The sequence below is a fragment of the Lentibacillus saliphilus genome, assembly GCF_019093865.1.
Lineage (GTDB): Bacteria > Bacillota > Bacilli > Bacillales > Amphibacillaceae > Lentibacillus_B > Lentibacillus_B saliphilus.
Window position 1 is genome coordinate 53,406 of the sequence record NZ_JABJXD010000009.1, and the last position, 25,630, is coordinate 79,035.

Genomic DNA, 25,630 nt, shown 5'->3' on the forward strand with positions numbered 1-25,630 from the left:
ATGGACAAGGTACGTACAGAAGATCTGCTGAAAAACTTCACGCTTGAACTGATCGCCGGAAAAGATGGCATACATAGAGAAATCATTACGAGTGATATTCATCGTCCAGGAATTGAAATGACTGGGTATTTCAAGTTTTATCCAGCAGAACGTGTTCAATTAATTGGAAAAACAGAAATGGCATATTTTCTTGATTTAACTGAAGAAGAAAAATATGACCGTGCCAATCGCCTTTGTACTGATATTACACCGGGAATTGTGATTTCAAGAGGCATGGACATCCCTGATATTTTAAAAGAAGCTGCTGATGATGCAGGTGTCCCAATTTTACAATCGCCTCGAAAGACAACTCGAGTCATTAGTCGCCTAACCAATTATTTGGAAGCCAAATTTGCTCCATCGACGGCTTTACACGGTGTTTTAGTTGATATTTACGGTGTTGGCGTTTTAATTACTGGTCAAAGTGGCGTTGGTAAAAGTGAAACCGCGCTTGAACTGGTGAAACGTGGACATAGACTCGTTGCCGATGACAGTGTTGAGATTCGACAAGAAGAATATGATACGCTTGTTGGTAATGCTCCGGAGTTAATTGAGCATTTACTCGAAATAAGAGGGCTTGGTATTATTAATGTAATGACGTTATTTGGGGCTGGATCGGTCCGTAACTATAAGAAAATTTCCTTAATCATTAACTTGGAATTATGGGACGAAAAGAAACAGTATGATCGCCTTGGAATTGACGATGATACGATGAAAATAATGGACGTATGCTTGCCGAGAGCAACGATACCTGTTCGACCTGGACGAAATCTTGCTGTCATTATCGAAGTGGCTGCCATGAATTTCCGTTTGAAACGCATGGGCGTTAACGCTGCAGAAGAATTCTCTGAACGGTTAACCGCAATGATTGAGCAACAAAAAGAAGATATAGATAAGGAGTGATGGTATGGCGTGTGATGCTCCGGGAATAGATCGCGTATTTATAGAAATTGGATCACTGCCGATTTATTGGTATGGGGTTATTATTGCAACGGGTGCTTTTCTTGGCTTGTTTTTAGCAACGCGGGAGGCAAATCGTCTCGGGCTTGAAAAGGATACGATGGTCGATTTAGTCGTATTTGCGATTCCATTTGCAATTTTATTTGCCCGAATGTATTATGTTATTTTTGAATGGGATCAATATGCTGATGGTCCTTGGTGGAGTGTTTTTGCAATATGGGAAGGTGGCCTCGCCATCCATGGTGCTTTAATAGGATCAGTAATTGTTGCTATTATATTTGTTCGAGTGAAAAAATTATCATTCTGGCAAATTGCCGATATTGCTGCGCCAAGCCTTATTTTAGGACAAGCGATTGGGCGCTGGGGTAATTTTATGAATCAGGAAGCCCATGGTGGTCCTCTGTCGGAAGCGGCATATAACAGCTTTCATCAATATTTACCTGATTTTATAATGAATCAAATGTGTATTGGTGGAACGATGTATCATCCAACGTTTCTCTATGAATCGGTTTGGAATTTGCTCGTTTTCGCGCTTTTATTATGGCTTCGCCGCAAGAATCCTTTACGAGGTGAAGTGTTCTTAAGCTACTTAATGACGTACTCAGTCGGTCGCTACTTCATAGAAGGCATGCGAACAGATAGCTTATACGTCTTTGGAGAAATTCGTCAAGCACAGCTTATCTCTATTGTGATTATTGCTGTAGCAATTGCAATTATGATTTATCGTCGTAAAACTGGCATGGCTGACCGCCATTACGATGGCAAACGGAGAAGCTAATGTAGGGGTGGAAAAGAGGGAGATTGATTGAAAGGGACGATGTTAAGAGGACTACGTCAAGGCCTTCATGTAACTTGGGCGCTCGGCAAAGTCATATTTCCGATTACGTTACTTGTAACAATCTTACAATATACACCGATATTGCCGTGGTTAATGACAAAGCTTGAGCCCGTTATGGGGCTCCTTGGCTTATCGGGGGAAGCAGCTGTTCCACTCGTGCTCGGAAATGCACTCAACTTATATGCTGGAATTGCAGCGATCGTGTCATTTGATTTCACAGTCAAAGAAGTATTCATCATGGCATTAATGCTGTCGTTCTCCCATAATTTGTTTATCGAGTCAACCGTAGCTTCAAAAGTTGGTGTCAGCTGGTGGCTCATTTCTGGTATTCGACTAGGTCTTGCACTTATGTCAGCTGTTGTCATCAATATCGTTTGGCAAGGTGGATCTGAATCAGCTCAATACGGTATGATTTCATCGGCAAATGTCATGTTAGATGGATGGACAGATATTATTTTACACGGGCTGCAAACCGCAGTTATCGCCGTTTTACAGCTTGCCTTGATCGTAATACCACTTATGATCGTCATGCAATTTTTACGTGAAAAAGGGTGGTTGCACCAATGGTCAAACCATTTATCACCATTTACACGCATGCTCGGCATGGATAAAAACGCGTCAATGACACTTGTTGCCGGCTTAACAATTGGTCTTGCATATGGTGCAGGTTTAATGATTCAGGCGGTAAAAGAAGATGGCGTATCAAGGCGGGATATGTATTTAGCTTTAATATTTCTCGTGTCATGTCACGCGGTTGTCGAGGATACACTCATTTTTATCCCGCTCGGTATCCCTGTCTGGCCGTTATTGCTTATTAGATTAATAACAGCGATTATACTCACAATGCTTGTGGCAGTCTTCTGGCAGCGTAAGCCGAAACATCAATATAGAGATAGAAAGGAACAGGAGCATGTCCATACGTACAATTCTTTTTGATTTAGATGGAACATTAATAGATACAAATGAGTTAATTATTCAATCTTTTCTTCATACATTTAACCACTACGGTTATTCGTTTACGAAAGAGGATATTCTATCATTTAACGGACCACCCCTTGAGGAAACATTTGAAAAGATAGCGCCTGGTCGTTCGGCAGATTTGATCGCAACGTATAGAGCGCATAATTTTGCTCATCATGAACAGTATGTGAAGCCATTTCCTCATGTTGTTGACGTCCTCCATACACTTAAGGAAGCAGGATTTGCTTTAGGGATTGTCACAACAAAGATGCGACAAGGGGTTGACCTTGGACTTGAGGTCACTGGGCTGAAGGACATGTTTAACACGATTGTAACGCTTGATGACGTTACACAGCCAAAGCCACATCCTGAGCCTGTCTTAAAAGCGATGACAGAACTAGGAGGCGATCCGGCTACAACGATCATGATTGGGGATAACTATCATGACATCGAAGCTGGTCACCGCGCACATGTTTTAACAGCAGGCGTTGCATGGACTGGAAAAGGTGAGGCAACACTTCATTCTTATGAGCCAACATATATGCTACAAAGTATGACAGACTTACTTTCAATTGTCGGCATAAATAAGTGATGTGGACAAGTGAATTAAATAGATCGATTTGAGGTGACAGCATGCGCAGAACAGAACGGTTTAGCGTCGAAACAGCTAATTCTTTATGGCGGATATATAAAACAGTGTCCTTCTGGAAGGTTATGAAAAATTTCATCATTATTCAGCTGGCACGCTATACGCCTTTTGTATCATTAAAGAACAAAATGTACCGCTTGTTTCTGCGTATGAAGGTCGGCAAGGAAACGGCGTTTGCATTAATGGTCATGCCAGATATTATGTTTCCAGAGAAAATTACAGTAGGCCACAACAGCATTATTGGCTATAACACGACGATTTTGGCACACGAATATTTAATTAAAGAATATCGAATCGGTGAGGTTGTTATTGGTGACAATGTTATGATTGGGGCGAATACAACGATTTTACCAGGTGTCATGATCGGTGATGGCGCAGTTGTTTCAGCTGGTACACTCGTTCACAAAGATGTTCCAGCGGGAGCATTTGTAGGTGGAAATCCTATGCAGGTCATCTATTCAAAAGAAGAGATGGCACTAAAGAATAGTCAAGAACAATAAGATGATATTTTTGCCAAGCGGAATATAGTAAAGGCATGTTGGCAAGTTCTCATACATATTGTATTAATATGATCATCATTGTTTAATACAATTGTGTGTTGTGATAAACTTAAATGAGTTAATATGAAGAGGATATCGTTTAGATGAAACCACAAACGACTAATACAGACGCGTATTGGGTTTGTGGTTTTTTACGACGGATACGTCATATATGGAGTGTTTTTACAAGGGAGTGGTGGTGTTGGCAGTATTTTCGAGTAGTATGCGTGAAGAGATCTTTGAACAATTAAGTGACACACGATTAGATGTGCTTGTTATTGGAGGTGGAATAACAGGTGCAGGCATTGCCCTTGATGCAATAACACGGGGATTACAGACCGGGCTTGTTGAAATGCAAGATTTCGCTGCAGGTACATCCTCAAGATCTACGAAGCTCGTTCATGGTGGATTGCGTTACTTAAAGCAGCTGGAGGTCAAAATGGTGGCAGAGGTCGGTAAAGAGCGGGCCATCGTATATGAAAATGGACCACATGTAACGACGCCAGAGTGGATGATGCTGCCTTTTTATAAAGGTGGAACGTTTAGTCCGGTGTCAGCAAATGCTGGATTACGTTTATATGATGTACTTGCTGGCGTGAAGAGAACTGAAAGACGTAAAATGTTAAGTGCAAAGCAAGCACTTCAAAAGGAGCCGCTGATTAAACGTTCAGATCTTAAAGGAGCAGGCTATTACGTAGAGTATAAAACGGATGATGCGAGATTGACGATTGAAGTTATAAAAAAAGCTGTACAAATGGGTGCCAAAGCGATTAACTACGCAAAAGTCATTGAATGTGTTTACAATGAAAATGACAAAATAATTGGTGCGATTGTTGAAGATCAGATGACGGGTGCAACCTATACCGTTTACGCCAAAAAAGTGATTAATGCAACAGGACCTTGGGTAGATGAACTCCGTGATCTCGACGGTTCCCGAAATGAAAAATCGTTAATGTTAACGAAAGGTGTGCATCTTGTTTTCTCCCGTGATCATTTCCCTTTGAAGCAGGCGGTTTATTTTGATGCACCAGATGGACGAATGATTTTTGCCATTCCTCGAGATCAAAGTACGTATGTGGGAACAACGGATACTCTTTATAAAGGTGATAAATCTCATCCAACGGTTACAGTCGAAGATCGCAATTATCTTCTTGATGCGGTTAATCACATGTTTCCTTCCTTAAAATTGACAGAAGCACATGTGGCATCGAGCTGGAGTGGGCTACGTCCATTAATTGCAGAAATAGGTAAAAAACCTGGTGATATCTCGCGTAAGGATGAGGTGTTCATTTCTGATACAGGATTGATCTCTATTGCAGGTGGAAAGCTGACCGGTTATCGAAAAATGGCTGAAGATGTTGTTGATCAAGTTGTTGATCAATTGAAGAAGGAAGATAATATTCTTTATTCTGAGTCACAAACCATTCACTTGCCTATTTCAGGCGGTGATGTGGGTGGTTCGCAAAAATTTGAAGCCTTTATGAAACAGAAGGTAGCTGTTGGTTCGGACTTAGGCATTGATCACCCAGATGCGACGCGGCTCGTGCAAATGTATGGATCAAATGTTGATGTCGTTTATGATATTTATCAATCGAAGAAGAATGATGCTGCAATCGCAGATCTTCCTCCACTTGTATTTGCTCAACTCGTTTACGCAATAGAATTTGAAATGGCTTATAAACCTGCTGACTTTTTTGTGAGACGAACTGGTGCATTATATTTTAATATTGATTGGGTAAGGCAGTATAAAGGTGCGATTGTGACGTTTATGGCGCAAACGCTAAACTGGTCAACTGGACAGAAATCGGCGTTTAAAAATGAATTGGATCAGTTAATTGATGAAGCTGTTCATCCTGTTGAAGTATGATTGATCTTCAATGCACAAAAGCATAGACCACTCTTTACTTTGTAGAGAAGCTCTTTTACGCCTAGGAGCTTCTTTTTTTGTACGATAAATAGGATCAATTGCATCAATAGCATCCGTTAACATTTATCCGTGCCCTTCGCTGTTCTTCTTATACGAACGCTTACACTTTTCCATTTCCAGTCAAAACCTCTTATGCCACATTAAGCATAGGAACCATCTATGTCTTTTTAACATTGAATATGTTATAATTGATCGGAAATTGACCTTTTAGGGGGAGCCCCATGCAAGTAACGAAACAAACGACATCTGCTCATAATAATAAATTAGTGCCATTTATTCCCGAGGGGGATTTTTATTTTGCAAAAGGGGTAGAAGCCTTTCGCAAAAGAAAGTTTGATATTGCACTTAAATGGTTGAACAAGGCGATTTTTATGAAGCCACATGATCCATTATACAGATGTCAACAATCTATTATTTATACAGAAATCGGCTCGTACGAAAAGGCTAACGAATTGCTCGTTGCCGTACTTAATGACTATAAAGAGAAATATACTGATTGTTATTATTTAATTGCCAACAACTACGCACATCTTGGATTGTTGAATGACGCACGTAAATATGCAGAAACCTATCTTGAACTTGAGCCCGATGGAGACTTTGCAGTAGAGACGAAAAACCTCTTAGACATGCTTGATATTGACGAGGCTGATGATGACGATTGGGATTTTGAAGAAGACGAGCTGCTCATGCTCCAGGAGACCATTTTTTACCATATGGAGCATTACGAATGGGATGAGGCGCTACCATTGTTAAATGAAATGATGGCACTTTATCCTGAATATCCATTAGCGAAGCACGACTATGCATGTGCCCTGTTTTACGCGGTTTCTGAGGAACAAGCCATTCAAATGGAGTTAGAATTGCTGGCGGAAGAACCGGGTAATTTAAATAGTTTGATGAACTTGGCTGTTTTTTATAAACAACGTCATGACAAAGCTTATAAAGATTTTAGCGAGACGCTACTGAATGTATATCCAGTCCATGAACAGCAAAAACTAAGACTAGCTGTTAGTCTAGCAAGATTAGGCTATTATGAATCGGCGTACACGAGGTTTACCGGGCTTATAAAATCATTTGTCAATAGTCCATCATATTATAGATGGTATAGCAAGGCAGCTGCTGTTCTTGGTGAAACAGACGAAGCTCATAAGCTTTGGAAAGAAGGCTGTAAGCTGTATCCCCAGTTGTGTTCAGAAAGCGTTCCTAGCCGTTAGTATTTGAGCAGATAAGTGGACGTTGTGATGTGATCGCTGTAAGATGATTATAGCTTGATTATATAGCACGATAAAAAAGAGAAAGAGGGGCGATTTTAAATGTCCGATGAACGTATGTATGATGTCATAATTGCCGGAGCGGGACCAGCGGGCATGACGGCCGCAGTGTACGCTTCCAGGGCTAATCTTGATACGCTCATGATTGAACGAGGTATTCCTGGCGGTCAAGTTGCAAACACAGAGGATGTAGAAAATTATCCTGGATTTGATCATATTCTTGGACCAGATCTATCCAATAAAATGTTTGAACACGCCAAAAAATTCGGCGCAGAGTATGCGTACGGTGATATAGATGATGTCGTTGATCATGGTAGCTACAAATTAGTCAAAGCAGGTAAGAAAGAATATAAAACGAAAACGTTAATTATTACAACAGGTGCTCAGCACAAAAAACTGGGCATTCCAGGAGAAGAGGACTTGAGTGGTCGTGGCGTTTCTTACTGCGCGGTCTGTGATGGTGCTTTCTTTAGAGATAAGAATCTTGTCGTCATTGGAGGCGGTGATTCAGCTGTTGAAGAGGGGATCTATTTAACGAAATTTGCTAAAAAAGTAACGATAGTCCACCGTCGTGATGCATTGCGTGCGCAAAAGATCATTCAAGAGCGTGCCTTTAACAACGATAAGATCGACTTTATTTGGAATACCGTTCCAGAACAAATCAACGGACCTAATGGTAAAGTAGAAAGTATTACGCTAACAAATAGAGAAACAAATGAAACGTACGACCATGAAATTGATGGTGTATTCATTTATATCGGTATGGTACCATTAAGTGCGCCATTTAAAAACCTTGGCATTCTAAACGAGGAAGGATATATTCCTACAAATGCCAAAATGGAAACGAACGTACCTGGTGTCTTTGCAGCAGGAGATATTCGTGACAAGGAACTGCGTCAAATTGTCACAGCAACAGGAGACGGTAGCATTGCTGCTGAAGCCGCTCAAGCTTATATCGAAGAATTAAATGAAAAAGCAAAGTCTGCTACGATGTAATTCGATGATCTAACAGTTGTTTTTAAAAGTAATTGCATCTTAACGCGGCTGTAACACGCACGAAATATATATGGGGTACAATATAATTAATTAATTGACCCCCTTTTAATTAATATACGTTTTGGGCGCAGGTGCATAGCATCTGCGCCTTTTTTTGGTGTGTTAGCAAAAGACTATGCGCGAGTTGGGACATTAATCACTAGAGTATATAGAGATTTAGCTTTATTCATTGTATAATAAGTATGGGGTAAGATGTCCTATTATACTTTTCACCATCAGAAACGATAACAGTATCCCCCATTTCACATTAATGGTAGCTTAAGATAAAATTAGCTTCGCTTAAGAGGTCCGAAAAGCTTTAAAAAGGGTGATGACGGTGCAACGCGTAACGAACTGTATCCTGTTAAAGGATGATCATATTTTATTGCTTAAAAAGCCTAGACGTGGTTGGTATGCTATTCCTGGCGGCAAGATGGAACAAGGGGAATCAATTAAAGAATCTGTTATTAGGGAATTTAGAGAGGAAACGGATCTTCAATTAATTCAGCCTGAACTTATTGGTACGTTTACATTCAACATCTTGGACGGTGCCAACGTATTGCAAGAATGGATGATGTTTACCTTCGTATGCGACCAATATAGTGGTCGCTTAATTGAACATTGCAGAGAGGGAGAGCTGGAATGGGTCCCCACAAAGCATGTGATGAATCTGCCAATGGCTGAAGGTGATCGAGCTATATTTAAACATATCCTAACCTCAAGAAAGATGCTGTACGGTTCTTTTTTCTACACAGAACAATATAAATTAATTGATATGCGTATAGATCCAACCGGATATTAAGGAGCGATTATAAGTGACACAAACAGAAAGAGAAACGAAATTAGTGATCATCACTGGAATGTCAGGTGCCGGCAAAACGGTCGCGGTTCAAAGCCTAGAAGATTTGGGCTTTTATTGTGTCGATAACTTACCACCAGCTTTATTACCAAAATTTCTCGATTTAATGCGTGATGCGACGAATAACATACAAAAAGTAGCTCTCGTCATGGATTTACGAGGAAGAGAGTTTTTTGATTCATTATTTGATTCTCTTGACGTTCTAAGTCATGAAAGCTGGATCGATGAGCAAATCCTTTTCCTTGATGCGAAGGACGAAGCACTCGTTAGCCGTTATAAAGAAACACGTCGGTCACATCCATTGGCAAAAGGTGGACTTCCCCTCCAAGGGATCAAACTCGAAAGGCAAATGCTTGATGAATTAAAAGGCAGAGCTCAACGTATTATTGACACGACGTCTCTGAAGCCTAAAGAATTACGTGAAGAAATTCTTAAGGCATATAAAGAAAAAGAACAAAACATCTTTTCAGTTCATATGTTGTCCTTTGGCTTTAAGTACGGTATTCCAATTGACGCTGATCTTGTGTTTGACGTTCGCTTTTTGCCTAATCCGCACTATGTTAGCCATTTACAGCCTTTAACAGGATTAAATACAGACGTCGCTTCTTATGTATTCAAATGGTCTGACACACAGAAGTTTAATGAAAAGGTCATTGATTTATTGCAGTTTATGCTGCCGCAATATAAGCGAGAAGGAAAATCCCAACTCGTTGTTGCCATCGGTTGCACAGGAGGTCAACATCGCTCTGTCGCATTGGCGGAGTATTTTGCAAAACAGTTATCAACTGCTTATATTACACATATTACCCACCGAGACATTGATAAAAGAAAGGGGCATTAAGTATGGATAAACTTAAGCACCCGCGTGTTGTAGTGATCGGTGGAGGAACTGGTATGCCAGTCCTACTTCGTGGCTTAAAAGACATGCCCATCCATTTAACAGCGCTTGTGACAGTAGCCGATGATGGTGGTAGCACGGGAAGGTTACGCAGTGAAATGGCTATACCTGCTCCAGGCGATATTCGTAACGTCATTGCGGCACTGTCAGATGCTGAACCGATGTTACTTGAATTGTTTCAGCATCGATTTGCCGTCGGTAATGGCTTGTCAGGGCATTCGATGGGGAACCTCCTCTTAGCAGCAATGACTTCTGTGACAGGCGATTTTTATACCGGTATAAAAGAAATATCTCGTGTCTTAAATGTAAAAGGAAAAATATATCCGATCTCAAATGAGAGCATGTCTTTGCATGCAAAGATGACAGATGGAACGATTGTATCAGGCGAGTCTCATATCCCTTTGGCAAATAAACGAATTGAACGGGTCTTTCTGAGTCCGGAACCAGTTCACCCACTGCCAAATGCTATTAAAGCGATCGAAAACGCCGACCTTGTCGTTATTGCACCAGGTAGTTTGTATACGAGCATTATGCCGAATCTCATAATCCCAGGGATAGACGAGGCGATCAAAAAAACAGCCGGGCAAGTTGTCTACGTATGTAATGTAATGACACAGTCAGGAGAGACGACAGGGTATACAGCTGCTGATCATGTGCAAGCCATTTTTGATCATGTCGGTCATGGATCTGTTGACGCGATTGTCGTCCATAACGAACCGATCAATAAAAACGTTAGAGCTGTTTATGCAGAGGAAAATGCAGAGCCTGTCGTTTATGATATAGACCGTCTATTGGCACTCGGTCTCCGGATCATTGAAGGTGATATTATTCGCCTTGCCCGCGCTACCTTGCGTCACGATACTGATAAAATTGCAAATTTATTATTTTCCTTGATCGATCATACAAAATAATAGACAGTCTGGTAAAAGGAGGTGGTCATGATGTCATTTGCCTCAGAAATTAAAAAGGAATTAACCGGTGTTGATGTAGAGGCGTGCTGTGCCCAAGCAGAGTTAGCAGCATTAATTCGAATGAACGGCGCTATTTCTTTATCAAGGCAGCGTTATGTACTTGACGTGCAAACCGAAAACGCTGCGATTGCTAGGCGGATTTATACATTGATCAAGTCGTTGTATGATCTACCTGTAGAGCTTTTAGTTAGAAAAAAAATGAAGCTAAAAAAGAATAACGTCTATATCGTAAGGATGGCGAATCAGGCGGAGAAGGTGTTGGCTGATTTAGATATTATGCAAGGGTCTTATCAATTTGTTAGAACGATATCGGAAGCGTATGTAAAAAAACAATGCTGCAGACAATCTTATCTTCGTGGTGCATTTTTGGCGGGTGGCTCAATTAACAACCCTGAAACCTCTTCATATCACCTCGAAATCTTTAATTTTTACATGGAGCATAATGACGCGCTTTGTGATGTCTTGAATCAATTTAATCTCCGAGCCCGTAAGCTAGAGCGAAAGAACGGATTTATTTGCTATATTAAAGAAGCGGAGAAAATCACTGAATTTCTTAATATTATTGGTGCTCATAATGCGTTGTTTAAATTTGAAGATGTGAGGATCGTGCGCGATATGCGTAACTCTGTCAATCGTTTGGTAAATTGCGAAACAGCAAATTTAAATAAGACGATAGGAGCGGCTTTCCGACAAATTGAAAACATCAAATTAATAGAAAGAACGGTTGGCTTAGATACATTACCGGATAAGTTGCGGGAAATCGCAGAGCTTCGAGTTAAGCATGAAGACGTATCACTAAAAGAACTTGGAGAACTTGTATCTGGTGGAAAGATTTCGAAGTCGGGTGTTAACCACCGCCTGAAAAAAATTGATGACTTTGCGGATAAAATCCGAATGGGACAAAAGATATAATGATTTTTTATCCTTTAGTTATTCCTTCTTGCCCTTTTCCATGATATAATGATCGCTAATTTAGCAAAATAGCCCTGTTTCTGCTGTATATAATGAAAGTAAACCACTTTTCGTTATGAGGATGACAGCGGTTTTGTAGGAAGGGGTTGAATATATTGATTCAAAAAGACGTTATCGTAAGCTTGAAAACAGGTCTTCAAGCTCGCCCAGCAGCTCAATTTGTACGTGAAGCAAATCGATATTCCGCGCATTTGTATATAGAAAAAGATCAACGACAGGTTAATGCTAAAAGTATTATGGGGATTATGAGCTTAGCGATTGCAACGGGTGAAAAAATGACACTTATAGCTGATGGTTCAGATGAAGCAGAAGCGTTAGATCATCTCGTAGAGTTTGTTGGAAAATGATTATTAATGAATATAAAAACATGCAGCCTGATAGTTATCAAAGCTGCATGTTTTTACGATTTTTATGGCTTTTTAACCATTACTTTATCAATTAAACCATAATCAACGGCTTTTTCAGCGGTCATGAAATTGTCGCGGTCTGTATCGCGTTCAATGACTTCTAGTGGCTGCCCTGTACGTTCAGCTAGAATTTGGTTCATTTTTTCTTTCATTTGAATAATACGGCGGGCGTGGATTTCGATATCCGTTGCTTGACCTTGTGTGCCACCTAACGGCTGATGGATCATAACCTCACTATTTGGTAATGAATAGCGCTTGCCTTTCTCACCAGCAGCAAGTAAAAAGGCACCCATGGAAGCGGCCATACCTGTGCAGATTGTAGATACGTCAGGTTTAATAAACTGCATCGTATCATAAATCGCCATACCAGCAGTAATGGATCCACCTGGTGAATTAATGTAAATTGAAATATCCTTCTCAGGATCTTCAGCTTCTAAAAAAAGCAGCTGAGCAACAATAGAGTTGGCAACATTATCATCAATAGCGCTACCGAGCATAATAATACGGTCTTTCAACAAGCGTGAATAAATATCGTAGGCACGCTCACCACGATTTGTCTGTTCAATAACTGTAGGGATCAGATTCATCTAGTATTTCCTCCTTATATCGTAACTGTAATCCATGCAAAGGATCTATTTTTATAATAACCAAAAGGTCAATGATGGTCAAACGATACGTATCCATCTTTTGCGTTGGATTGTTAAAAATTACAATAGCACCATTCATCATACCCATTTGGCAGTCAAATAAACCTTCGGACAAAAAAGACTTGTCATCTTGCATGAATGACGATATAATATTCTATGTGTCCAAAATGAACATCATGCATGCGCCCGTAGCTCAGTTGGATAGAGCAATGGTTTCCGGGACCATGTGCCGGGGGTTCGAATCCTCCCGGGCGCGCTCTAGAAGTATATGTGTCTTACGATACAGGAAATCCCTTATTCACATTGGTGGAATAAGGGATTTTTTTGTTAAAAAATGCATACATAAAAGTGTGCATTTTTATTTTTAAGAAAATTTACTATCTAAATTTTGGTAAAATGCTTGTTTTTGTATAATTGCTGTGATATTGTACTGAATAAGTTTATTCTGTAAATTCAGTTTAGAGGGAGCGACGTATTCATTGTGCTGGACCACCATAGACATATTTATCGGCTCGTTTCAATAGAATGATTAAAAGATATCAGGTATACCGGCTTAGAGAAGGAGGCACACATCTTGTCAAAACGCGTATTGGATATTAACGAGCTACACACACATTTTTTTACTGACAAGGGAGAGATCCCGGCTGTTGATGGCGTGAGTTTAAATGTATCAGAGGGTGAAATCGTTGGTGTCGTTGGAGAATCTGGGAGTGGGAAAAGCGTCACATCCTTGTCTGTAATGCAGCTCATACCGAACCCACCCGGCAAAATTGTTAGTGGTGAAATCATGTTTAAAGGCCGTGATCTCGTTCAAACGTCTCTTAAACAAATGAAAAAAATCCGTGGTAATGAAATCGCAATGATTTTTCAAGAGCCGATGACATCACTAAACCCATTATTTACGATTGGCAATCAATTAATTGAAGCTATTAGAATACATAACAAAATGGGTAAAGGAGAAGCACGACAAAAAGCTGTTGAACTACTCGAACAAGTGGGAATCCCTCGTGCCAACGATATCGTTGATGAGTACCCACATCAGCTGTCAGGGGGAATGAGACAGCGTGTCATGATTGCTATGGCAATGTCATGTAGGCCCGATCTCTTGATTGCGGATGAACCAACGACAGCGTTAGATGTTACCATCCAGGCGCAAATCCTCGACTTGATGCGACAATTAAATCGTGATTTGAATATGGCAATCTTACTCATCACACATGATCTAGGTGTGATTGCCGAAATTTGTGATCGCGTTGTCGTCATGTATGCTGGTCAGGTTGTTGAAGAAGGAACGACAAGAGAAATTTTAAAGGATCCACAGCAACCGTATACAAAAGGATTGATTCGTTCATTACCAGATATGAAAGCAAAAAATCAAAAGCTTTATTCAATTCCAGGAACCGTTCCAAAGCCGAAAGTAGATATGGTCGGCTGTCGATTCGCACCTCGATGTGAATATGCATTTGATCGTTGCTTTGCAGAAAGTCCACCTTTATATCATATAGGAGATAATCGGACGAGTCGCTGCTTTTTAAATGAACGTGATCAGAGGGAGGTGGCCTCACATGACGAAACCGTTATTAAAGGTTGAAGGTTTAAAAAAGTACTTTCCGATAAAAGGTGGCGTTTTTGGTAAAGTCGTTGGTCAGGTTAAAGCGGTTGATGATGTATCGTTTGAAGTCATGGAAGGCGAAATCCTAGGTATTGTTGGGGAATCAGGCTGTGGTAAATCAACGACGGGGAAGACGCTATTGCGTTTAGTGGAACCAACTGAAGGTAATATCTTTTTTAACGACGAGTCGATCACTGAACTAAGTGACGAGAAGATGCGTTTACTTCGACGCGATATGCAAATCATTTTTCAGGACCCATATGCATCATTAAATCCACGACATACCGTAGAAAAAATAATTGGGGAACCATTGCTTGTTCATGGCATGAAGTCAGCTCAAGCGCGAAAGGAAAGGGTTAAGCAGTTGCTAGAGGTCGTCGGTTTAAGTGCGTACCACGCATCGCGCTATCCTCACCAATTCAGTGGTGGTCAGCGTCAAAGAATCGGTATTGCCCGTGCTTTGGCGAACAATCCAAAACTTATTATATGTGATGAACCCGTTTCAGCACTCGATGTTTCGGTTCAATCACAAATTCTTAACCTGATGGAGGAATTGAGAGATCAATTCAATCTGACTTATGTGTTTATTGCACATGATTTAAGTGTTGTCAAACATATTAGTGACCGAGTAGGCGTTATGTATCTCGGAAGAATGGTCGAGCTGGCCAATAAGGATGCCCTATATGACACACCTAAGCATCCGTATACGCAAGCACTCCTGTCGGCTGTTCCATTACCAGATCCGGATGATAAGCAGGATCGGATTATCTTACAAGGGGATGTTCCTAGTCCAGCGAATCCTCCTACTGGATGCGCGTTTCATACAAGATGTCCTTATGTGATGGATGTTTGTAAGGCTGTGAGGCCTGAATGGAAGGAAGTATCAGAAGATCATTTTGCGGCATGTCATTTATATAATGATAACGATCAAAGTGAGGAACAGCAGAAACCACTCATGCAGGTAGAATCATAATCAATCGTAGCTACCGATTTATAAACAATCGGACCGTTCAATAAAGACTTGAACGACGTAACCATTTATCAACGGGTTCAACGCACTCATGATGTTGACCATTCATGTAATGGTTAATATATATTAAATTAAATGGGGGTAAAAAAATGAAAAAGCTGAGATGGCTCACGATGTTGGCTTTGCTGGGGGCATTCATGCTTATCGTTGCAGCATGTAGCGATGATCAAGACACTTCAAGTAACGGTGGGAATAATGATAATGCAGGAAGTGACGATGAACAAGTCCTCGTCTTTGCACGTGGTGGTGATTCGGAAAGTCTTGACCCAGGTAGTACGACAGATGGGGAATCATCACGAGTCACGAAACAGGTTCTAGAAGGCTTACTACAGTTTAAAAAAGAATCGTTTGAACTAGAAGGGGCGCTCGCTCATGACTGGAGTGTGTCAGATGATGGGTTGACTTACACTTTCCAGCTTGAAGAAGGGGTAACGTTTCATGATGGTGAACCGTTTAATGCAGACGCCGTCAAGCTAAACTTTGAACGTTGGGCAGATCCTAGCCATGAATATGCGTTTAGTGATGATGGGTATGCCTATTCAATGTACGGCACGATGTTTGGTGGCTTCAAAGGTGATGACGGTCACGTGATTGATGAAATCAATGTGCTTAATGATTATGAAATCGAATTTGTCTTGAATCGTCCACTTGGCTTTTTCTTACAAAATCTAGGAATGACGTACTTCGCAATTACGTCTCCTAAAGCATTAGAAGAGCACGGAGCTGCTATAAATGAAAATCCAGTAGGCACAGGTCCTTTTAAATTTGTGAGCTGGAGCAAAGACGATACCATTGTCTTGGAAAAATTTGAAGATTACCGTGTCGATGGTTTACCAAAGCTTGATAAGGTCATTTTTGAAGTCATTCCAGAAAATGCGTCTCGCCTAATTGCACTCCGCTCTGGCGACATCGATATCATGGATGGATTGAATCCGGATGATGCTGCGAGTGTCGAGTCCGAATCAGAATTAAAATTATATACCCGTGCAGAAAACAACTTTGGCTACGTCGGTATGAACACTGAAAAGGAATATTTGAATGAGGTTGAAGTGCGTCAAGCGATTAATCATGCGATTGATCGTCAAGCGATTGCTGACGCATTATATGCTGGCTATGCAAATCCAGCGAAAAACCCATTGCCACCAGGCTACCTCGGATACAATGATGACATACCAGGTTATGAGTATGATCTTGATAAAGCAAAAGCATTACTGGAAGAAGCAGGATATGCAGATGGATTTGACATTGATCTTTGGACAATGCCGGTTGCTAGACCTTACATGCCAGATCCAGAAACAGTTGCGGAAATCGTGCAAAACAATCTAGGTCAGATTGGAATCAATGTCAATATTGTAAGGGAAGAATGGGCACCGTATCTTGAAAAAACCGCCCAAGGAGAACAAGACCTATTTATGCTCGGTTGGTCTGGAACAAATGGTGATCCTGACTATTTCCTAAGCAGTTTATTGCATGGGGATAATGCGGGAAGCAGTAACAGGACGTTCTATAAAAATAGTGAAGTTGACGAGTTGCTTGATCAAGCTAAAGTATCTGTAGACCAAGATGAACGTGCTTCACTTTATAAAGAAGCACAAAAGATCATTTCGGAAGAATCTCCAATGGTCACATTGGTTCACTCTACACCTGTTCTAGCAGCTAGCGCAGCTGTCAAAAATTATGTGCCACATCCATCGACAAGTGAATCGTTGGCTGAGGTTGAACTAGATTAATAGATTAAAGATATGGGGTGGCACTCAGCTGCTGCCCCTTTCCTTTAACTAAGATGACATGAGTTTAAGGCTTTTAAAACAACTGGGGTGATATGGTGTTTGCCTACACAATGAGACGCATCTTAATGCTCATTCCTGTTTTATTTGGAATGACACTCATTACATTTTCGATTGTACATTTAATTCCGGGTAATCCCGCTCAGGTCATTCTGGGAGAAACCGCCACACAGGAAGCGATCAATAATCTTGAGGAAAATATGGGATTGAACAAGCCTTATTTTGTGCAATATGGAATCTATATACAAGATTTGCTTCAGGGTGATTTAGGGACATCGCTACGATCCAAGACGGATATTGCCCAGGAAATATGGCCCTATATTGCTGCGACTCTAGAGTTAACTTTTTTTGCGATGATATTTGCAGTGTTTGTTGGAACCAATGCAGGTATTATTAGCGCTTGGAAGCAAAATTCTTTGTTTGATTATGTCGCTATGCTGATCGCGTTAGTAGGTGTGTCAATGCCAATTTTTTGGCTAGGTCTCATGGAACAATGGGTATTTTCTCAAGAGCTCGGTTGGCTGCCAGCAACGGGCAGAGAGAATAGCAGAGATCCGATTGAGCCGATTACGTATTTTTATGTACTGGACGCTTTGTTGCAGTTGGATTTTTCAAGAGCTATTACGGTTTTGAAGCATCTTATTTTGCCAAGTATCGCATTAGGGACGATACCGATGGCCATTATTGCACGTATGACGCGTTCTAGCATGCTTGAAGTCATGAAATCGGATTATATCAGAACGGTTGAAGCAAAAGGGGCGGGACAATTTATTATTGTCTATAAGCACGCACTAAAAAATGCTGTGATTCCTGTGTTAACCGTTATCGGACTTCAAACAGGTGTGCTATTAGGTGGGGCCATTTTAACTGAAACGATCTTTGGCTGGCCAGGCATTGGAAGATATGTATTTGATGCGATTAGCTTTCGGGACTACCCTGTTATTCAATCAGGCATTTTAGTAGTTGCGTTCTTTTTTGTCATCATTAATCTGATTGTTGATCTGCTTTATACGTACATTGATCCAAGGATTAAGTATTAAGGGGGGAACAGGATGACGATAGAGGAAAAAGATCATAAAGACCAGCGTTTAGCCCCTCAACAACAACTTCTGGAAGATGAAGATATTGAAGTCGTGTCACCGTTTCGAGATGCTGTTCGACAATTAAGAAAAAACCGCATGGCTGTTGCTGGCTTCTCTGTAATCGTATTTTTTATTTTATTAGGGATCTTTGGCCCGCTGTTTACGCCGTATACGTATGATGGACAAGTTCTTACAAATCGCTTGTTGCCACCATCTGCTGAAAACTGGCTCGGTACAGATGATGTCGGACGTGATTTATTTACGCGGGTGGCATATGGGGCAAGAATATCATTAATGGTCGGTTTTTTTGCGGTAACGGGTGCGCTTTTTTTCGGAACAATACTTGGCGTGATCTCGGGTTATTATGGGCGTTGGATTGATATGCTCATCTCAAGGATTTTTGACATATTGCTTGCCTTTCCGAGTATTTTGTTGGCCATTGCAATTGTTGCTATTCTAGGCCCATCGCTACAAAATGCCTTGATCGCCATTGCCATTATTAATATACCGATTTTTGGTCGACTCGTACGCTCTAAAGTGATTAGTTTAAGAGAAGAAGAGTTTGTTATGGCAGCTCGTGCTCAAGGGATGAAAAACGGACGGATCGTTATGCATCATATATTACCAAACAGTCTCGCTCCGATTATCGTTCAAGCGACACTGGGATTTGGTACAGCGATTTTAGAAGCTGCTGCTTTAGGCTTTCTGGGGCTAGGTGCAAAGGCACCAAAACCGGAATGGGGTAAAATGCTGGCTGATTCACGAGATTTTATTCAGCTGGCGCCTTGGACGTTAATTGTTCCAGGCCTGTCGATTATGCTCGTCGTGCTCGGCTTTAACTTAATAGGTGATGGTTTGCGTGACGCCCTTGATCCAAAAATGAAAAATTAACTAAGAGAGGCTGGGACAAAAGAGGTTTAATCAAATAAAGAGACGAAGAATACGACCGCTCCGAAAATATACTTCGCGACAGACAACCAGGACGGTTTAGTGTCGATGTTGGTGCAGGACGCACCGTATTTAATCGACCGACAAACACGATGTTTTAGTGTCGACGTTGGTCACAGGACGTGACCGAACTTAGGCGACCGTGGGCTAACAGGAGGTTAGTCGTTCGATGTTGGCGCAGGACGCGCCGAATTTAACGAACGACAACCAGGACGGTTTAGTGTCGACGTTGGCGCAGGACGCGCCGAACTTAACGACCGACAACCAGGACGGTTTAGTGTCGACGTTGGCGCAGGACGCGCCGAACTTAGTCGACCATCCCCTCGGGGAGCCTCGGGCCAACACGATGTTGGTCATGAAGGCGTGGCGATTGTCGTCGCGGTCTTAGCCTTCCTTCCCCACGCACTGCGGGGTCTCGCCTATGCCTTCCTCCCACAGGAGTCTGCGTATATTTCCGGAGCTAATGGTGAGTATTGTTCGTCTTTTGAGTTAAACTTTAAGTTATGTCCCAACCTCTTTGACGTTTATAAGGCTATTATTCTGTAACGTCGACTGTGTATGTGTCATGTTCATGTAAGTCTTTCTCATCTTCTACGTGAATTTGAATAGAGTATGTTCCTGTGCTTGAAAATGAGTGTACGGCTTTGTACTCACCAGCTTTTGTCGCTTCAGCATCGAGCCATTCGTGCTTTTCATCTCCGTCTTGCCATATTTCATATTTCACTGAAACATCTTCTAACGGTTCATCTCCTAAATGTAAATGGACGATTAAATCGGTGGCAGCGCCTACGTTAATCTTATCAAGCTCCATGAAATGCATCGAAAAGCCCTCCGCCCCATGGCTATCATGTTGATCATCATTGTGATCGCTATGACTGTTATGATCATCATGACCAGCATTTTCAGCATAAGCTGCTTCTGCTGTACCACCTTCTCCAACCTTTATCGTTCGTTTAGGCATCGTATGCTGATCTGCTGCATCAGTATGAGCATACATTTCGAATTCGGCATCTTGGTCAAAAGTTACATCTGCTGTGTATGTTCCATCATCATTGTTGACACCATCGATAAACGTACTGTTGTCTTGATCGCCGGAGATCCAATACTCAAATTTAACCTCTGCATCTGTTACTGTATCGTCACCGAGAGTTACAATTGCTTCAAGTGTCACAGTGTCTCCAACAGAAGCTGTTTCTGGCGGATTAAATTCAACCTCTAAAATATCGATCGTATCGCCATTAGATTCATCATCGTTGTTGCCATTGTCACTACCACATGCTGCTAAAACCCCTAGTATGATCAGCGTTGATAATAAAAACCACATTCTTTTCATTTTTAAATCCCCCTCTGTTTTTTACCTAGTCTTTTGTGACGACTTTAAGATCGTTTACAATGTCATCTAGTGAATCAGACATGACCCCATTGTAATTTTTTATGACTTCTCCCTCTGGGTTGACCAAATAAAAGCGTGTTCCGTGTGTAATTTGGTCCGTTCCAACCGGTGCTTCTTTTAAAGCTGAGCGAAATGATTTAATAGAGAGCTCTTTAATCGTCTGAAAATCAGGCGTTGTTAAGAAAACCCAGTTACTCAAATCGGCATCATAGCTTTCGGCATACTCTTTTAAGACATCTGGTGTGTCTCTCTCTGGATCAACGCTAAAAGAAACGAGTTGAACATCATTAATATCATTTTCCTTCATCATGTCTTGCAGTTTAGACATATTTGTTGTCATCGGCAGACAAACGGTTACACAATTCGTAAAGACAAAATCAGCAATCCACCATTTCCCCTCTAAATCTTTATTAGAGAATGTTTCATGATCCTGTGTGATAAATTCAAACTCATGAACAGTTTCGGACATATTCGTTTCGATCTCTGAATTGTTACAGGCGGTTAAGGTCAGTAAAACAGCTAAAAAAATGATTATGACGTAATGCTTCATGTTATCAGTCCCTTCATATATGTATTAAGCGCTTGCAGGTTTCGGCTGTGAATTACTCTTCACCTGTTGAACAACAGTCGGCTCCAGTGTGCATTTGAGATATTAGTCGCTCATTAGCCTCATTAAATGAATAAACATCTCCACCAAAGCCTGTTACAAACTTTTCGGCATGAGAGCCCCATTGGAACGGGAGTACTTGTGGCTTGCAGCATTGCATATCGAGTGATGTGTCCATCACATAGACCGCGTGATAAGCACTCGTTGTTGTACCTGTAAGAAAGTCATGACAGATTGCTTGTACGACGTCTTCATCTGATAATTGTTGGTGACGTAAGATGCCACAGTGTGCACAACAAAACGTTTCAACTTGATGGTTACTAAGGATGAGTCTATACGCCATTCGATCCTCAACTGTTCGATGACAGAGCTTGCAGCCGTTTTGATATACCGTTTGATCATTCGAGGCAAGCGAAATGCCACCAAATGTTTTAATAATCGTGCCATCCTCAATGAGAGGTTTTATATCACGGTGTACGGTCATTTCAGAAACCCCAAGCTGTGTGCTCAGATCAGAAATTTTGATGCTCTTAAATTGTTGTATCAACTCCTTAATGCGATGACGCCTTTCGACAGGAAGCAATATGGGCAACTCCTTTTAAAGAAATAGTTTTGCATGTTTGAATTTAACACATTCTCACACAGTATAACATGGAAACTATCGGTAATTGTGATGAAGTGTTGAACATTTTATGACTAAACTGAAGAAACAAAGAAGAATTAGTAGATGAACGAACGGTTTCAAAAGAAGAATAAAAAACGTTGTGTATTCTAAGAACTATAATGTTGATAGATAATGACGGACTAATTTCTGCAAAAGGACGCATAGCTTCTAAACCTACTTTAAAGCACGTCACCGGGCAATATGCTAGAATGATATGTGCTATGAACGTTTGCGAGATTCATCGTAAACAAATTGAGGAGGATGTATGATGGCTTGGTTCTATGTATTGCTTGCGGCGATTGTGGAAGTGTTTTGGGTCATCGGTTTAAAGTACTCAAGTACGTTTCTTGAATGGACAGGAACGGTTATCGTCATTGTGCTTAGTTTCTACTTTATTATTAAGGCATGTGAAACACTCCCATCAGGGACGGTATATGCAGTATTTACAGGATCTGGCGCAGCAGCGATTGTTCTCATTGACTTTATATTATTTGACGCTGACTTTTCTTGGGCGAAAATCGGGTTTATCGCTCTGATTGTGTTTGGCGTTATTGGGATTAAGATGACAACAATTGAAAAAGGGCAAGAACAACAGGTGGAAATAGGAGGGGATAAGTGATGGCATGGCTTTTTCTTGTGATTGCAAGTTTGGGTGAAATTTTTGGTGTCATGAGTATTAATGTTTACGTCCGTCACAAAACCCTTCTTCGCCTTGGATTTGTTGTCATCGCTTTTTCGTTTGGTTTTATTTTTCTGTCCTTGGCAATGCGTGATATCGCCTTAGGAACAGCATACGCAATTTGGACCGGGCTTGGTGCAGCTGGGGCGGTGTTAATGGGCATTGTCTTTTTCGGTGAATCCGCAGGCTGGAAGCGGCTTTTCTTTTTAGCCTGTATCATCGCAGGTGCTGTCGGTCTAAAAGCCGTCGAATAAGTTAAATTACCTTTATAACTAAATCCAAAAGGAGTGGTTCGGGTGGAAACGGTGATCGTTTATACGAGAACGTCTTGCCCTTTATGTGAGGACGCTATAGCCCTGTTACATATGTTGCAATTAGAGTATGACATTGTAATTGAAGAACGCGACATTGAAACGAATGATGAATGGCTAGAAGCCTACCAATTAGTCATTCCAGTTGTGGAGGTCAAAGGAAGACAGTTGAATGCTCAACAGATTAACGACGATACACTTAAGCAATTACTCCATGAAAAATGAGCCCTGTCAAATAGCCGGATAGGTTCTTAAATCTGTCCGGTTCTAGCGGTAGACATACATCTTCTGGGGCTTCTGAGAAAGTTTACATAAAGTTCCTTTAACATGCATCGATTTAATTGAATCGTACTTCAAACAATGCTATATTATAAATAAGAAATGCATTTCTTATTTTTTTACCCTAAGAGGGACAAAAAATAGCCAACAGGGACAAAAAGTGTCCAGAAGATAGGGGCCTACTGAGATGGAGTCATTGATCGAGCTACAAAAGAAATTATGCCCTGAATTGATTCAAACGATGCAGGATCGGTATATGATTTTGCGGAGTATCGATTTGTTTCAGCCGATTGGCCGTAGAGCATTAGCTGATCAAACGAATTCAACAGAACGGGCAATCCGTAGTGAAGTGCGCTTTTTGCAGGATCAAGGCTTGATACACGTTTCCCCTAAAGGTATGAGACCAACAAAAGAGGGTCATTTAGTTCTAGAGCAACTCGCACCATTTATGGGTGAGTTAACGAGATTAAATGTTTTGGAAGAACGACTCCAGGATATACTACAACTGGAAGAATGCATTATCGTTCCTGGTAACAGTGATCAGGAAAATTGGGTTAAGCAGTATATGGGTCAGGCTTGTGTGTCTTTTTTGAAAAACCATTTGGACAACGTGAAGACGATTGGTGTAACCGGTGGTGCTACGATGGCTGCTGTAGCTGATATGATGACGCCACTTGATAATGGTGAACAGATGATGTTCGTTCCAGCACGTGGTGGTTTAGGAGAGCATGTTGAAAATCAGGCGAATTCAATTGCTGCTCAAATGGCAAAAAAGGCAAACGGAGCGTATCGTCTCCTCTATGTACCAGACCCCTTAAGTGAAACAACGTACCAATCAATGATGAAAGAGCCTGGCATTCAAGAGGTTATGCAGTTAATCAAACAGGCTGATATGATCATTCATGGTATTGGTGACGCGTTAACGATGGCGAGACGGCGGAAAGAATCCGAGGATGTCATTGAATCATTAAAAATAATGCAAGCTGCCAGCGAAGCATTTGGGTATTACTTTGATGACAGTGGGCAAATTGTTCACAAAGTCAGAACGGCTGGCATTCAATTAGAAGATTTGCAGTCAATCGATTCGGTCATTGCAGTAGCTGGAGGAAGCTCTAAAGCACGTGCCATTCATTCATATTTTAAAACGAATCGCACGAAGGTGCTCATTACTGATGAGGCTGCCGCACAACATATTTTAAGGGACCATTCCCTTTAAAATAAATTATTTCATATCACAGGAGGAGTATAATCATGACAGTAAAAGTGGGAATCAATGGATTTGGACGTATTGGTCGCATTGTATACAGACTCGCATTAGAAAATGATGAATTAGAGGTTGTTGCAATCAACGATTTAACAGATGCCAACATGCTTGCTCATCTTTTGAAATACGACTCTGTACATGGTGTTCTCGATAAGGACGTACATGTAGATGGAACTGATATCGTTGTTGATGGGAAAAAAGTAAAAGTTATGTCTGAACGTGAACCAGCAAATCTTGGCTGGAAAGAGCTTGGCGTTGATATCGTCATTGAATCAACAGGTCGCTTCACTCATCGTGATGACGCTCAAAAGCACATCGATGCAGGTGCTAAGAAAGTTATTATTTCTGCCCCAGGTAAAGAAGAAGATCTTACTTTAGTTATGGGTGTCAACGATGATCAATATGATCCAGACAAGCACCATATTGTTTCCAATGCATCTTGTACGACAAACTGCATTGCACCACTTGTTAAAGTCATTCATGATACATTCGGCATTAAGCGTGGTATGATGACAACAATTCACTCCTATACGAATGACCAACAAATACTTGACTTACCGCACAAAGATTACCGACGTGCGCGTGCTGCTGCTCAGAACATCATTCCGACGACAACAGGTGCTGCGAAAGCCGTTGGTAAGGTGCTTCCAGAGCTTGATGGCAAGTTAAACGGTATGGCTGTTAGAGTGCCGACACCAGACGGCTCACTTGTTGACTTGGTCGCAGAGCTTGACAAAAATGCAACAAAAGAAGAGCTTAACGCTGCATTGAAAAAAGCAGCTGAGAATGAGTTGAAGGGAATTGCACAATATAGTGAAGAGCCACTCGTATCAAGCGACATCGTTGGCAACCCACATTCAACTGTATTTGATGCATTGTCAACAATGGTGATGGAAGACAACTTAGTTAAACTTGTAACTTGGTATGACAATGAGTTGGGTTATTCTGCACGTTGTATCGACTTAGCACTTCTTATGAACAAAAAAGGACTATAAGATAATC

At 41.1% G+C, this 25,630-nt stretch carries 27 protein-coding genes and 1 tRNA gene; 24 read left to right on the forward strand and 4 right to left on the reverse strand.

Going from position 1 to position 25,630, the window contains the following annotated elements:
- The 13 genes from hprK (at nt 1) to HPC67_RS12955 (ending at nt 12,265) form a co-directional block, all read left to right on the forward strand.
- On the forward strand, nt 1–942 hold the full coding sequence (hprK, locus tag HPC67_RS12895) for an HPr(Ser) kinase/phosphatase (protein WP_217588561.1): 942 nt from the start codon (nt 1–3) through the stop codon (nt 940–942).
- A gap of 4 nt (nt 943–946) precedes the next feature.
- Nucleotides 947–1,777, forward strand: a complete 831-nt coding sequence (gene lgt, locus HPC67_RS12900; RefSeq protein WP_217588565.1) for a prolipoprotein diacylglyceryl transferase — start codon at nt 947–949, stop codon at nt 1,775–1,777.
- A gap of 27 nt (nt 1,778–1,804) precedes the next feature.
- Nucleotides 1,805–2,773 (forward strand): nucleoside recognition domain-containing protein, encoded by a 969-nt coding sequence (locus HPC67_RS12905; protein WP_217588567.1) that lies wholly within the window; start codon nt 1,805–1,807, stop codon nt 2,771–2,773.
- Nucleotides 2,748–3,389, forward strand: a complete 642-nt coding sequence (ppaX, locus tag HPC67_RS12910) for a pyrophosphatase PpaX (RefSeq protein ID WP_217588569.1) — start codon at nt 2,748–2,750, stop codon at nt 3,387–3,389. Before HPC67_RS12905 ends, ppaX begins: the two co-directional genes overlap by 26 nt.
- 41 nt (nt 3,390–3,430) lie before the next feature.
- Entirely contained in the window at nt 3,431–3,946 is a 516-nt protein-coding gene (locus tag HPC67_RS12915; protein ID WP_217588571.1) for an acyltransferase, read from the forward strand.
- Nucleotides 3,947–4,187: 241 nt separating this feature from the next.
- On the forward strand, nt 4,188–5,852 hold the full coding sequence (locus HPC67_RS12920) for a glycerol-3-phosphate dehydrogenase/oxidase (RefSeq protein ID WP_425514320.1): 1,665 nt from the start codon (nt 4,188–4,190) through the stop codon (nt 5,850–5,852).
- A 281-nt stretch (nt 5,853–6,133) separates the two neighbouring features.
- Nucleotides 6,134–7,126 (forward strand): tetratricopeptide repeat protein, encoded by a 993-nt coding sequence (locus HPC67_RS12925; protein WP_217588573.1) that lies wholly within the window; start codon nt 6,134–6,136, stop codon nt 7,124–7,126.
- 99 nt (nt 7,127–7,225) lie between these two features.
- A complete protein-coding gene (trxB, locus tag HPC67_RS12930; protein ID WP_217588574.1) occupies nt 7,226–8,179 on the forward strand; it encodes a thioredoxin-disulfide reductase in 954 nt (317 codons plus the stop codon).
- 376 nt (nt 8,180–8,555) lie between these two features.
- Nucleotides 8,556–9,020: an NUDIX hydrolase gene (locus HPC67_RS12935; RefSeq protein ID WP_343327846.1), complete on the forward strand. Its 465-nt coding sequence runs from the start codon at nt 8,556–8,558 to the stop codon at nt 9,018–9,020.
- A gap of 13 nt (nt 9,021–9,033) precedes the next feature.
- The gene (rapZ, locus tag HPC67_RS12940; protein ID WP_217588576.1) at nt 9,034–9,918 is read left to right on the forward strand and encodes an RNase adapter RapZ; all 885 of its coding nucleotides are present in this window, start codon (nt 9,034–9,036) and stop codon (nt 9,916–9,918) included.
- A gap of 2 nt (nt 9,919–9,920) precedes the next feature.
- Nucleotides 9,921–10,886, forward strand: a complete 966-nt coding sequence (locus HPC67_RS12945) for a gluconeogenesis factor YvcK family protein (protein ID WP_217588577.1) — start codon at nt 9,921–9,923, stop codon at nt 10,884–10,886.
- 30 nt (nt 10,887–10,916) lie between these two features.
- A complete protein-coding gene (gene whiA, locus HPC67_RS12950) occupies nt 10,917–11,858 on the forward strand; it encodes a DNA-binding protein WhiA (protein WP_217588578.1) in 942 nt (313 codons plus the stop codon).
- Nucleotides 11,859–12,013: 155 nt separating this feature from the next.
- Nucleotides 12,014–12,265, forward strand: a complete 252-nt coding sequence (locus HPC67_RS12955) for an HPr family phosphocarrier protein (RefSeq protein ID WP_217588579.1) — start codon at nt 12,014–12,016, stop codon at nt 12,263–12,265.
- Nucleotides 12,266–12,327: 62 nt separating this feature from the next.
- Here the strand turns inward: HPC67_RS12955 and clpP are convergent, their stop codons facing one another.
- Nucleotides 12,328–12,912: an ATP-dependent Clp endopeptidase proteolytic subunit ClpP gene (gene clpP, locus HPC67_RS12960; protein WP_217588580.1), complete on the reverse strand. Its 585-nt coding sequence runs from the start codon at nt 12,910–12,912 to the stop codon at nt 12,328–12,330.
- A gap of 242 nt (nt 12,913–13,154) precedes the next feature.
- Between clpP and HPC67_RS12965 the strand changes: the two genes are divergently transcribed.
- The 6 genes from HPC67_RS12965 (at nt 13,155) to HPC67_RS12990 (ending at nt 19,374) form a co-directional block, all read left to right on the forward strand.
- Nucleotides 13,155–13,228 (forward strand) — tRNA-Arg (locus HPC67_RS12965).
- Between the two features lie 318 nt (nt 13,229–13,546).
- Nucleotides 13,547–14,563: an ABC transporter ATP-binding protein gene (locus HPC67_RS12970; RefSeq protein ID WP_217588582.1), complete on the forward strand. Its 1,017-nt coding sequence runs from the start codon at nt 13,547–13,549 to the stop codon at nt 14,561–14,563.
- A complete protein-coding gene (locus tag HPC67_RS12975) occupies nt 14,538–15,557 on the forward strand; it encodes an ABC transporter ATP-binding protein (RefSeq protein ID WP_217588584.1) in 1,020 nt (339 codons plus the stop codon). Before HPC67_RS12970 ends, HPC67_RS12975 begins: the two co-directional genes overlap by 26 nt.
- 146 nt (nt 15,558–15,703) lie before the next feature.
- Entirely contained in the window at nt 15,704–17,344 is a 1,641-nt protein-coding gene (locus HPC67_RS12980) for an ABC transporter substrate-binding protein (RefSeq protein ID WP_217588586.1), read from the forward strand.
- A 95-nt stretch (nt 17,345–17,439) separates the two neighbouring features.
- Nucleotides 17,440–18,441, forward strand: coding sequence for an ABC transporter permease (locus HPC67_RS12985; protein ID WP_217588588.1), 1,002 nt, complete (start codon nt 17,440–17,442; stop codon nt 18,439–18,441).
- 12 nt (nt 18,442–18,453) lie between these two features.
- Nucleotides 18,454–19,374, forward strand: a complete 921-nt coding sequence (locus tag HPC67_RS12990; RefSeq protein WP_217588589.1) for an ABC transporter permease — start codon at nt 18,454–18,456, stop codon at nt 19,372–19,374.
- A 592-nt stretch (nt 19,375–19,966) separates the two neighbouring features.
- On the opposite strand, the gene HPC67_RS12995 is transcribed toward HPC67_RS12990, so the two are convergent.
- Genes HPC67_RS12995 through HPC67_RS13005 form a run of 3 tightly spaced genes read right to left on the reverse strand, consistent with a single transcriptional unit; the run spans nt 19,967 to nt 22,023 of the window.
- Nucleotides 19,967–20,764, reverse strand: a complete 798-nt coding sequence (locus HPC67_RS12995; protein ID WP_217588591.1) for a FixH family protein — start codon at nt 20,762–20,764, stop codon at nt 19,967–19,969.
- A gap of 25 nt (nt 20,765–20,789) precedes the next feature.
- Nucleotides 20,790–21,374, reverse strand: coding sequence for an SCO family protein (locus HPC67_RS13000; RefSeq protein ID WP_217588593.1), 585 nt, complete (start codon nt 21,372–21,374; stop codon nt 20,790–20,792).
- 52 nt (nt 21,375–21,426) lie between these two features.
- Nucleotides 21,427–22,023, reverse strand: a complete 597-nt coding sequence (locus tag HPC67_RS13005; protein WP_343327847.1) for a DeoR family transcriptional regulator — start codon at nt 22,021–22,023, stop codon at nt 21,427–21,429.
- A 340-nt stretch (nt 22,024–22,363) separates the two neighbouring features.
- Here HPC67_RS13005 and HPC67_RS13010 point away from each other — a divergent pair, with 340 nt between their 5' ends.
- The 5 genes from HPC67_RS13010 to gap all read left to right on the forward strand — a co-directional run bounded on the left by HPC67_RS13010 (nt 22,364) and on the right by gap (nt 25,623).
- Entirely contained in the window at nt 22,364–22,714 is a 351-nt protein-coding gene (locus HPC67_RS13010) for a DMT family transporter (RefSeq protein WP_217588598.1), read from the forward strand.
- Nucleotides 22,714–23,028: a DMT family transporter gene (locus HPC67_RS13015; protein WP_217588599.1), complete on the forward strand. Its 315-nt coding sequence runs from the start codon at nt 22,714–22,716 to the stop codon at nt 23,026–23,028. The genes HPC67_RS13010 and HPC67_RS13015 overlap by 1 nt, the downstream gene beginning before the upstream one ends.
- A gap of 42 nt (nt 23,029–23,070) precedes the next feature.
- On the forward strand, nt 23,071–23,310 hold the full coding sequence (locus tag HPC67_RS13020; protein WP_217588600.1) for a glutaredoxin family protein: 240 nt from the start codon (nt 23,071–23,073) through the stop codon (nt 23,308–23,310).
- 241 nt (nt 23,311–23,551) lie between these two features.
- Nucleotides 23,552–24,580 carry a sugar-binding transcriptional regulator gene (locus HPC67_RS13025; protein ID WP_217588601.1) on the forward strand — a complete coding sequence of 343 codons (1,029 nt, stop codon included), beginning with the start codon at nt 23,552–23,554 and terminating at the stop codon, nt 24,578–24,580.
- 35 nt (nt 24,581–24,615) lie between these two features.
- Complete coding sequence (gap, locus tag HPC67_RS13030; RefSeq protein WP_217588602.1) at nt 24,616–25,623, forward strand: type I glyceraldehyde-3-phosphate dehydrogenase; 1,008 nt, start codon at nt 24,616–24,618, stop codon at nt 25,621–25,623.
- Nucleotides 25,624–25,630: the final 7 nt, after the last annotated feature.